The 10874-nt window shown below is 33.0% G+C and carries 9 protein-coding genes; all 9 read left to right on the top strand.

The window, feature by feature from the left end:
• Nucleotides 1-412 precede the first annotated feature (412 nt).
• The 9 genes from GSA01S_RS07255 (at nucleotide 413) to GSA01S_RS07295 (ending at nucleotide 10574) form a co-directional block, all read left to right on the top strand.
• Entirely contained in the window at nucleotides 413-1579 is a 1167-nt protein-coding gene (locus GSA01S_RS07255; RefSeq protein WP_066126216.1) for an alpha/beta fold hydrolase, read from the top strand.
• A 10-nt stretch (nucleotides 1580-1589) separates the two neighbouring features.
• Nucleotides 1590-2357, top strand: a complete 768-nt coding sequence (locus GSA01S_RS07260; protein ID WP_066126217.1) for a glutaminyl-peptide cyclotransferase — start codon at nucleotides 1590-1592, stop codon at nucleotides 2355-2357.
• A gap of 30 nt (nucleotides 2358-2387) precedes the next feature.
• A complete protein-coding gene (locus GSA01S_RS07265; protein WP_066126218.1) occupies nucleotides 2388-3671 on the top strand; it encodes an ABC transporter permease in 1284 nt (427 codons plus the stop codon).
• A 9-nt stretch (nucleotides 3672-3680) separates the two neighbouring features.
• Nucleotides 3681-4331 (top strand): ABC transporter ATP-binding protein, encoded by a 651-nt coding sequence (locus GSA01S_RS07270; protein ID WP_066126220.1) that lies wholly within the window; start codon nucleotides 3681-3683, stop codon nucleotides 4329-4331.
• Entirely contained in the window at nucleotides 4331-5695 is a 1365-nt protein-coding gene (locus GSA01S_RS07275) for an ABC transporter permease (protein WP_066126221.1), read from the top strand. The genes GSA01S_RS07270 and GSA01S_RS07275 overlap by 1 nt, the downstream gene beginning before the upstream one ends.
• A gap of 684 nt (nucleotides 5696-6379) precedes the next feature.
• The gene (locus GSA01S_RS07280) at nucleotides 6380-7033 is read left to right on the top strand and encodes a response regulator transcription factor (protein WP_066126223.1); all 654 of its coding nucleotides are present in this window, start codon (nucleotides 6380-6382) and stop codon (nucleotides 7031-7033) included.
• Nucleotides 7030-8343 carry a sensor histidine kinase gene (locus GSA01S_RS07285; protein ID WP_066126224.1) on the top strand — a complete coding sequence of 438 codons (1314 nt, stop codon included), beginning with the start codon at nucleotides 7030-7032 and terminating at the stop codon, nucleotides 8341-8343. Before GSA01S_RS07280 ends, GSA01S_RS07285 begins: the two co-directional genes overlap by 4 nt.
• Before the next feature lie 428 nt (nucleotides 8344-8771).
• Entirely contained in the window at nucleotides 8772-9893 is a 1122-nt protein-coding gene (locus tag GSA01S_RS07290) for an ABC transporter permease (protein WP_066126226.1), read from the top strand.
• A gap of 9 nt (nucleotides 9894-9902) precedes the next feature.
• Entirely contained in the window at nucleotides 9903-10574 is a 672-nt protein-coding gene (locus GSA01S_RS07295) for an ABC transporter ATP-binding protein (RefSeq protein ID WP_066126228.1), read from the top strand.
• The last annotated feature ends 300 nt before the right edge of the window (nucleotides 10575-10874 follow it).

The raw sequence follows: 10874 nt of genomic DNA on the forward strand, positions 1-10874 counted from the left end.
ACTGCGCTATTAATTAAGGAACAATAACCTTAACTAAATTTATAAGCTTATGCACAGCCTCAACTATAAAATTAGACCTATGTTGAATGAAATAGTTAAGATAATCTATTAGTTAAACATAGGACTATTGTAAAGTGAACTTGTCAGACCATGCTTCAGTATGACAATGTAATCTTTGGTTATAAAATGACCCCTAACCGTTAGAGTAACATCTAATGAGTTAGGGGTCATTTGTTGTTCTATAGTATAAAATATTAAGACGCTACAACTTTTCAATAGTTACATTAATATTTAAAAAATTTATGCCCGTTTAACGTTAAAACAAAATTTTTTATTTTACAAAATCCATTTCATATTCATTTTATATAGTTGTGTTAAAGTTAAGCTATCAAATATGAAAGGATGTTTTTAAATGAAAAACAGCATCAAAACAAAATTATTAATTGCATCATTATTAAGTAGTAATTTAGTGGCACTTCCACTATATCCTGTGAATGCAGAAGAAATGGATAATACTGAAATGACAGAGGAAATGGACGAAATGAACGAGTCAGATTCATCAGATACTACCATGGACGAAAACATGGAAGAAACGATGGAAGGCAGTATGGAAGAAACGATGGAAGAGAACATGGAAGGCGGTATGGAAGAAACAACAGAGCCGTCTGTGACGACGAAAGAAGAACATGTAGAAGAAAAAGATCCGATTCCAACAGATAAAGAAGAATTAAAAAAATTAATCAAAGATTATGGTACTAAGATAACTGTTAAAGATTTACAAATGAACGTATATGAATTAGGTGCGGAACATAAAGGTGAATCTAAAACATTAGTCTTCATGCCAGGTTTAGGTGAAGCTTCTCAACCTTTAACACATAAAAACTTATTGGATGCCTTAGCTAAAAAATATCATATTTTAGTAGTTGAACCATTTGGTTATGGGTTATCTGATGTAAGTAATGAAGAGCGTACAGTAGAAAACATTACCGAAGAGTTACATAGTGCATTAGAACAAATGGATGTTAAAGAATATTATTTAGTGGCACATTCATTATCTGGTTTATATGCTTTAAAATATTCTCAAATGTATCAAGATGAAGTCTTAGGTGTGATTGGGATGGATACGAGTACCCCAATGATGAACGGCTTTATGGAAATGCAACATGAAGAAGCACCAATCGATGATAGTGGTCAAGCGACTGATTTACCTGAGATTCCAGATGTAGACGATGAAGTGAATCTTCAATATCGCTACATTGCACAATTGAACTTAAATAATGCCGATGTGGTAGATGAAAGTAATCGTTCAAATCAAGTTTTAAATGACTTCAAAGATGAAAAAATTCCTTCTGGCATCCCAGCATTATACTTATTAGCTCAAGATTCTTATGAAGATATCGAAATGCGTCGTGAATTCATGGATAAAATTACGGAAGATTGGGAAATGCAACATAAATTATTATCTGAAAACCCAGACGAAGTGGAAACTCATATTTTAGAAGGGGATCACTTAATTTATATGACCCAATACGAAGAAATGGCACGATTAATTGATGAATTTATCAATAATCATAACTAGGAGATTACCGATGAAAAAGAGTTTTATCGTACTGCTTTGTCTGTTAATGGCAAATATCGTCTACACAACTGAGGTTTTAGCTGGTGAAATCAATTTACTTGAAAAGTATCCCGTTAACACACCACTGTTTACGCAAGGATTAGAACTCAATCAAGACAATGAATTAATTTTGGGAACAGGTTTACAAGGACAATCCAAAATAGGAAAATTTAACTTAGAGACCGGTCAATTAGAAGATGCTCAACTCCTACCACATAATTATTTTGGAGAAGGTCTTACCCATACTGAAAATTATTTATGGCAATTGACCTGGAAGGAAAAATTAGTTCTAAAACGTGATCCTAAAACATTTGAAATATTAGAAGAAATCCCTATGGAAACAGAAGGATGGGGGCTTTGTTATGATTCAGAAAACAAAGTACTTTGGCGTTCGGATGGGTCAAGCACTTTATATAAACATGACCCAGAGACGTTTGAAGTATTAGACAAAGTCAAAATTATGAATGGTAAATTAGCAGCTTCAAAATTAAATGAATTAGAATATTATAATGGATATATTTATGCGAATCGACTTTATCGTGATGAAATTGTTAAGATTGATACGAATAAAGGAGAAGTGGTTGATCAATATGATGTCCGCTCAATCATCGATGAGACAATGGACGAAGAGCAAATCGCAAGTATGGATACTTTAAATGGTATTGCACACATTAAGGATAATGAATTTTATATTACCGGGAAATTATATCCTTATATCTATAAAGTAACTTTAGATTAAAATGTTAATAAATGATAAAGAGGGGATATTTTGAATATACAAAAAAATGCGTGGGCTTATATTACCCGCAAAAAACACCGAACATTGATTATTTTTCTCATATTGATGTTTATTTTAACAAGTTTATTTACTTGTTTAACCATCTTAAATGCGAGTCAACAAATTGAAAATAATGTTTTTAAAATTTCAAACTCCTCTTTATCGATAACTAAAAATGATAGTTCTTCATTTGCGATGAAAGATTTCGAACAGTTAAAGAGTATAAAGGAAATAGAGGACATTAATCCTGAATATCAAAGTTTGGCTAAATTAGTGGATCACCAAGTGATTGAAGGGGAACAACAAATTTTCCGAGAAGATACCCCGGAACAATTATCGAATGTGGTCGATGTTCAAGCAACCAATGATTCCCAACGAGACTTGTTATTTTCAAGTGGCGTGTTTACACTCGTTGCTGGCCAACCGATTCAATCTGATAGCCAGCATCATGTACTCGTTCACCAAGCATTTGCCGAGAAAAATGGTTTAAAATTAAATGATACCATTCGTTTGCAGTTAGTCGATATCGAAACCTTAAACGTACATGAAACGATAGAATATACCATTAGCGGCATTTTTACAGGGAAAAAGCAAGAAAGTTATACAGGATTAAGTTCAGATTTTAGTGAGAACACCTTTTTTGTCGATTATCAAACCAGTCAGGAACAATTGGGACTAAACCAAGATCAAATGATCACGAATAAACTGACCCTCCATACCAATTCAGTTGAAAACTTAGAATCAGCTCATGAACAAATCAAAAATTTACCCATTGACTGGTCAAAATATGAAGTCGAGAAAAATGATAAAGCATTCCAAAAGACGCTTACGGCCTTGCAAAGTATGCAACAGATTATTGAAATTGTGACCAATGCCATGATTTTAGGTGGCCTAACCGTTCTTTCCTTAATCTTAATCTTATGGCTAAGAGAAAGAATCTATGAAATAGGCATCTTTTTAGCTATCGGCATGAGTAAAAAGGTCATTATTTCACAGTTTATCTTGGAGCTACTGCTCGTTTCCTTACCAGCGGCGGTACTTTCCTTTATCCTTGGATGGCAGCTGAATCAATTTTTCTTAACCGATTTTTTCAATTCGATTACCAACGAAAGTATCGGTAGCCAAATGTTACCGATTGAGAATATCGGGGATAATTTAACCCACTTTGGGATGGCTTATGGCTTATTACTGGTCATAATTTTCTTAGCCGTTATGTTATCCTGTTCGATCATTTTATTAAAGAAACCGAAGACCATCTTATCAGAAATTAGTTAGGAGTTAACAATGAAAATACTTGAATTAAAAAACGTTTCGTATCAATATAAAAAAAGCAATGAACAAGTCTTATCGCTAGTGAACCAATCATTTGAGTCCGGCAAGTTTTATGCCATCATCGGTAAATCAGGTGCTGGTAAATCGACCTTGCTGTCACTATTAGCAGGATTAGACACACCAAGAAGTGGCCAAATATTATTTAAAGAGCAAGATATCGCTAAAAATGGTTATAGTTATCATCGTAAACACAATATTTCGCTAGTTTTTCAAAATTATAACTTAATCGATTATTTAAGCCCGCTGGAGAATTTAAAATTAGTCAATCCTGATGCGACCAAAGAGAGTTTATTGGAATTAGGCTTAGATGAAACCCAAATCAATCGTAATGTCTTAAAACTGTCCGGTGGTCAACAACAAAGAGTGGCTGTCGCACGCGCTTTGGTATCGAAAGCTCCTATTATTTTAGCGGACGAACCAACAGGTAATTTAGACAAGGATACAGCGACTGAGATTATTGACATCTTAAAAGACATTGCTAAACAAAAAGGCAAATGCGTGATTGTCGTCACCCACAGTAGCGAAGTAGCCGATGCCGCTGATATTGTTTTAGAATTGAAGAACAAACAATTAGTCCCAGTTAAGAATAAGGGGGATCAATAATGTTTAAAAATGCGATTGCCTATGTAACTAGAAAAAGCTTAAAATCATTCATCATCTTTTTAGTCATATTAGTAATGGCTTCCATCGGTTTAATGAGTGTTTCCATCAAACAATCAACTAATGAAATGGTCAGTTCGACCTTTGGTAATATTAATAGTAGTTTCTTAATGGAAATTAACCGCCAAGTCAATTTTGGGACACCTCGTGGTGGTGGAAATGTGAAAGGCGAAGACATTAAGAAAATTTCTGAGACAGAAGTCGTAGATTCATTTGTGAAGCGAATTAACAGTGTTGCCGACTTAGTTGATTATGAGCTAATCGAAACACCTTATACAGAACAAAACCAAAGAGAAAACTTTAAAAATGCTGTGATGATTACCGGTGTCAATAATTCTGAAAAAGAAACCAAATTCGTTTCAGGTGCCTTCAATTTAATCGAAGGTAGTCATTTAAATGATCAAGATAAAAATAAAGTGTTAATCCATAAAGATTTAGCGCAAAAAAATAATTTAAAGATTGGCGATAAAATCAAACTAAAATCTAATCTTTATGATGCCGATAATGTCAAACAAGCTGACGAAACAGTGGAAGTCGAAATCAAAGGGATATTTGATGGCCATAATAAAGGTGGAGTCGTAGCCTCTCAAGAATTATATGAAAACAATATTATCTCGGATATTGATACGGCAGCTAAAGTATATGGTAATACCGAAGATACAGCCGTTTATCAAGATGCAACCTTTTTCGTAAAAGGTAACATCAACGTGGATCAAGTCATCAAAACATTATCGAAGCTAGACATCGATTGGCGACAATATAATTTAATCAAGAGTACTGCTAATTACCCAGCTTTACAATTATCGATTTCGAAAATCTTTGCGATTACCAACCAATTATTAATCGGTTCATTAGTGTTTGCGGGTATTATTATCACCTTATTATTAACCCTTTGGATGAATGCACGTAAAAAAGAAATTGCGATCATGTTATCAATCGGTAGAACGAAAGGACAAATCTTCTGCCAACACTTATTGGAGATGATTCTGATTAGTGTACCAGCCATGTTAGGGGCTTACTTGTTAACAAATAAAATCGGAACACGGATTAGTAATCTTATCTTAGATAGAATTAATCATAATATCTTAAATGAAATCGCAGAAAAAGCGGCCTCAAGTCAATTAGGCGCTGGAGCAGAAACAGAAGGCTTTACTAAAACCATTTCTGATCTTTCGATTCATGTTGATTTACAATCATTATTATTAGTAGGTAGTTTCATTTTGGTGGTGTTAGTCATCTCACTGTTTATCTCTTCATATCAAACCATTAGAAAAAATCCTCGTGAATTATTAATCGACACCAAATAAATTTTTAAGTGGTATTGGATAGGACAAAGATTTTATCAATATCCACTTTATTGTGTTTAGCTACAAGAGAGTCCTAAAATAGGAAAGGCAAACAATATTTAATGGACAAGATAGACCTCGAATAGGAAGGTAATTAATATTTGCTTGACCATATGTTATCAGTTAATGTATGGCTGACTGTATGTGGGATGCTAGCTGTTAACTGTTATGTTATCTTTTAATATTCGGCTGACTGTATGAGAAGTGCTACCACCAGTTAACTTATACGCTATAGTTATTGCTTTGCGGCTGTATGTGAGGTTGGCTCGAGTTAACCTGTATGTTATCGGTAATTGTTTGGGTAATAGTATCGACTATTGGAATTCAGTTTTTTCTAATGATAAAAAGTTAAGCAGTTGAATAGCTTCAGTAAGTGTAGGATAAATTTCTAGCTCAATGCTCAATTCAAAATTTTAAATGAATGACTACCAAACGCAGTTCTACCTTTGATATAATAAGGAAAGAGAGGTAAGCGGTATTTGGATGTTTTGAAGGGATTTGTTGCAGTATTCAAGTAGAAGATTATACCTGTCGCATACCCACTTTAAAACATTAATAGATAGTGTATTAGGGTTGAGTGATGATAGCTTAAGAATACCTGTTACCAAAAAGGTAGTTATGTCACAACAATTAATGGAGGATTATATGAAAATATTGATAGTTGAAGACGATCAAATGATTCGTGAAGGAGTTAGTGAATATTTAAAAGAATATAATTATTCGGTCATTGAAGCCAAAGATGGTGCGGAAGCACTGTCAAAATTTAATGCTGACATCGATTTGATTATTTTAGACATTCAGTTGCCGATCATTAATGGGATTGATGTTTTGAAAGAAATTCGCAAAAAGTCAGATTTACCGGTGATTATGCTAACAGCTTTCGGTGATGAAGACTATAAAATCGATGCGTTTACAAATTTTGCGGATGGTTATATTCAAAAGCCATTTTCATTACCGGTATTAAAAGTTCGTATTGAAACACTGTTGAAAAAATATTATGGTACGACCGATCAGTTTGTTTACAAGGATGTAGAGGTTAACTTTTTAAATTATACCGCCAAGTTAAAGGGTGAGATAGTTGACTTGAAAGCGAAGGAATTGGAAGTCCTAAAATATTTATCTAGTAATGAAGGACGTGTGGTAACCAGAAGTCAAATATTAGATAATGTTTGGAAAGACACGGATGAAATACCTTTTGATCGCGTGATTGATGTTTATATTAAAGAGTTACGTAAAAAACTACTGTTAGATTGCATCGTGACGGTGCGTAACGTCGGCTATAAATTGGAGAGACAATGAAAAAGTTAAAGATATTACCCAAAATGTTCATTCAAATCTTTTCGGTGCTCGTGCTTCTTATCATGATTATTCACCTTTTAGTCTTCTTTATGTTTCCCAAATCATACTTAGAAACACGCAAACATGAACTGACAGTGAAGGCGGATGAAATAGCAGAACATTTAGATGGCAAAGATTTGAATTACATTACCCAATCATTAGAATTTTTCTCAAGTAGTAACGATATTAAAGCCTTTATAAAAAAAGGGGTGAATGCGAATGAACTTGCGATTGATGAGGGCATTGATGTGAATTTAAACAGCAATACCAATTCATTAATTGTTGAAGATCGTGCCATTCATTCTAGTAGCGGTGATGAATTAATGATTAACTTTGTTTCAACCGCCGATATGTTAAAGGAAGCCAAATCAATTAGTTTTAAATTTTTACCACTGAGCGTAATATTTTCAATAGCCGTCTCAATCATCATTGCCTTTCTCTATGCTAAAATGATTAAGCACAATATAGGCGAAATAAAAGATGTCACCGATCAAATGATGCAACTTGATCGTCAGGCGTATTTAAAGGTGAATAGTGCAGATGAAATAGCAGAATTAAAATTACAAATTAATGAATTATATCGGTCATTGTTAAGTTCAATTGACGACATCGAAGTGAAAAATAAAGAAATCATCAAACTAGAACAGATGAAGTATGACTTTTTAAGAGGATCGTCGCATGAATTGAAGACACCTTTATCACGGATGAAAATTATTTTAGAAAACATGAAATATAATATCGGTAAATATAAGGATCGTGATTTGTATATTGACAAATGTTTGGATATTACCAATGAATTAACATATAATATTTCACAAATTCTAACTTTTTCATCTTTAGAGTATTTAAAGGATGATGAGGAATGGGTCACTATTAAATCAGTGCTAGATGGGGTCTTAGTAAAATATGATGAATTAGCAATGCGTAATCATTTAACTTTTAACAGCACGATCCAATCAGAACAACTTTTGATTGGCAAGAAAGCACTCAATTTGGTCCTATCGAACTTAATTAGTAATGCCGTCAAATATTCAGAACCTAATAGTGTTATCACGATTGACATTAAAAACGACTGGTTGTGTGTCACCAATATGACTCATTCTGAAGTTAATTTAAAACCGCTAATGGACATCAAATTTGATTTAAACAAAGAAGATAGTCATGGTTTAGGATTATATATCATCAAAACATTACTCAAAAATTATGGGATTGACTATGCAGTCGAAAATAATGAGCGCACGTTCGTCTTTAAAATCAAATTGCAGGACTAATCGTGAAGCTTGTTAATGATGCGATGATAAGCTAGAAGAAGTATGTGATCAGTAACTAGACAGGCAGTAGAAGCAATCAATGAATTGTCATTATCAATGGCAACAACAGTTAAAAGTAGTCATTGAGAGTTTAAAAATAAAATAGTAAGTAACAGGTGAATTTCGTTGCGATAGTGTTGGAAATCTTAGTCCTACTGTGGATTAATACCTTTCTATAGACAGCGAAACGCAACCTGTTCTTTTTGCTTTTATTGAGATAGAAATGAATTTCAATAGGAAGAAAATTGACTGTGAATACCATTTGTTTGTAGAATTTAATTGATACTATTGAGTCAATTAAGAAAACTATCTGAATGAGTAAGGTTGTTCTTAATTGACTTAAATTATTTTATTTGTTACATTTATCCTATTCTATTTGGAGGTGGCAAATGTTTTTAGCACTAAAAGAAATAAAAAAAGAAAAGAAACGTTTTATCTTAATTATTAGCATTACTGTGTTAATTAGTTATTTGGTATATTTTTTAATGGGTTTAGCATATGGACTTTCACAGGATAACACCAGTGAGATTGAAAGATGGAATGCTAAGAGCATTGTTTTAAAATCAGGAGTCAATAAAAATATTCTTTCAAGTCAGCTAGATAAAGACATCTATTATGATTACGATGACCAAGAAATTTCAGCCATTAATATTGCACGAACCGTAGGGTATTTGAACGGCGAAAAAAGTGACGATACGACTGAAAATTTTGTATTGATTGGTATGCGTCAAGATTCGCCTATTTATCCGGAAGTTTTGGAGGGACGATTACCAGAAAATAGTGGTGAAATTATTGGCTCAATGTCACTTAAAAATGAATTGAATCTTAAATTAGGTGATACGATCGAATTAAGCAGTAATGAAAATAAATTGAAAATTGTAGGTTTTTCTCAAGAAGCTAAATATAGCGTTTCTCCTGTCATTTATACTGATCTAGAAATTGCTAGTCAAGCAATGATGTTATTTAATCCTAATCGAAACTCTGAACAAGCGATTGATACCTATACGACACCTACACCCAATATGCCAGATTTAATATCAGCGATCATTGTTCATCAAAACAACGACCTTAAATCTAATGATGATGTAGAAGTTATTCCGGTGGATGAATTTATTCTAGCCCTTCCTGGATATTTGGCTCAAGTATTAACATTTGGCTTAATGATTGGCTTTTTAGTGCTCATTTCCTCAATTATCTTAGGGGTATTCATGTATATTATTACTAATCAAAAAAGACAAACTTTTGCGATTATGAAGATTCAAGGCATCTCTTCAAGTTATATCGGAAAATCAGTATTATTACAAACGGTTATTCTTAATATCATTGGAATTTCTATTGGATTAGGATTGAATCTTATCTCTGCTTATTTTTTACCAACTGCAGTACCGTTTGAAATAAATGGTTTATACTATTTTATTATCGCTTTATTAATGTTGCTATTCTCAATCGTTGGAGCTTTATTTTCTGTTAGTAGCATTGCCAAAATTGATCCTTTGGAAGTATTAGAATAGGAGTGTTTTATGGAAATTATATCGTTTAAAAATGTTAGTAAAACATATTCAGATGGTCGTGAAACGATTGAAGCCTTGAAAGAAACAAGTTTTTTGATCAATTCCGGTGAACTAGTTGCTGTAGTAGGACCCAGTGGGTCAGGAAAAAGTACCTTATTAACGATGATGGGAGGTCTTCAAGCGCCAAATAATGGTGAAATAAATTTTTTAGAGAAAAATTTTTCGAAGCTATCATCTAAAGAAAAAGATAGTCTTAGATATGATAAAATAGGATTCATCTTACAGTCTTCCAACTTGATTCCCTTTTTAACCATAGAGGAACAACTTATTTTGGTCGATAAGTTTGCAAAGAAAAAATATAATCGTCAAAAAGCGCAAGATTTGATGGAACAGTTAGATATATTAAAGAGAAAGGATTTATATCCATCTGATTTATCTGGAGGTGAACAACAGCGAGCTGCGATATGTCGAGCACTTTATACTGAACCAAAATTAATTTTGGCGGACGAACCTACCGCTAGTTTAGACACTCAAAAAGCTAAAATGGTTGTACAACTATTAAAAAAGATGACAGAAGGAACGGACCGAAGTACAGTGATGGTTACGCATGATGAGAGAATGCTTACCTATTGTGATCGCATTTTCCGAATCATTGATGGCCAGTTAACCATTGAAAAATAACTAGAAACTTATTCAAGGGTGGATGTTATTTAAAATCTTCTACTCCTGATGAAACATAATAAAATAGATAAAATCATGTTTATTAAGACCCAATGATGATTGACCATTAAAAAAGTATTTTCTTCATTGCTAAATATCAAAAAGGAAAGTGATTCAGAAATTCTTTTCTAAGTGTTTTTTAAAAATTTTCTTAACAGTTTTCGGATTTATATGAAGAATCAAGTGAATGAATAGCCTCTGTTCCTACGGAATAGATGACTTATTTGTTTAAAAAATCTCAGTTTAAACATATTTTTGATT

Origin of the sequence: Globicatella sanguinis NBRC 15551 (genome assembly GCF_001552295.1) — a bacterium.
GTDB lineage: Bacteria > Bacillota > Bacilli > Lactobacillales > Aerococcaceae > Globicatella > Globicatella sanguinis.

Bases quoted from the DNA above. Each gene is read 5' to 3' on its own strand.
- GSA01S_RS07255 (WP_066126216.1), top strand. From the start codon at position 413: ATGAAAAACAGCATCAAAACAAAATTATTAATTGCATCATTATTAAGT.
- GSA01S_RS07260 (WP_066126217.1), top strand. From the start codon at position 1,590: ATGAAAAAGAGTTTTATCGTACTGCTTTGTCTGTTAATGGCAAATATC.
- GSA01S_RS07270 (WP_066126220.1), top strand. From the start codon at position 3,681: ATGAAAATACTTGAATTAAAAAACGTTTCGTATCAATATAAAAAAAGC.
- GSA01S_RS07275 (WP_066126221.1), top strand. From the start codon at position 4,331: ATGTTTAAAAATGCGATTGCCTATGTAACTAGAAAAAGCTTAAAATCA.
- GSA01S_RS07280 (WP_066126223.1), top strand. From the start codon at position 6,380: ATGAAAATATTGATAGTTGAAGACGATCAAATGATTCGTGAAGGAGTT.
- GSA01S_RS07285 (WP_066126224.1), top strand. From the start codon at position 7,030: ATGAAAAAGTTAAAGATATTACCCAAAATGTTCATTCAAATCTTTTCG.
- GSA01S_RS07290 (WP_066126226.1), top strand. From the start codon at position 8,772: ATGTTTTTAGCACTAAAAGAAATAAAAAAAGAAAAGAAACGTTTTATC.
- GSA01S_RS07295 (WP_066126228.1), top strand. From the start codon at position 9,903: ATGGAAATTATATCGTTTAAAAATGTTAGTAAAACATATTCAGATGGT.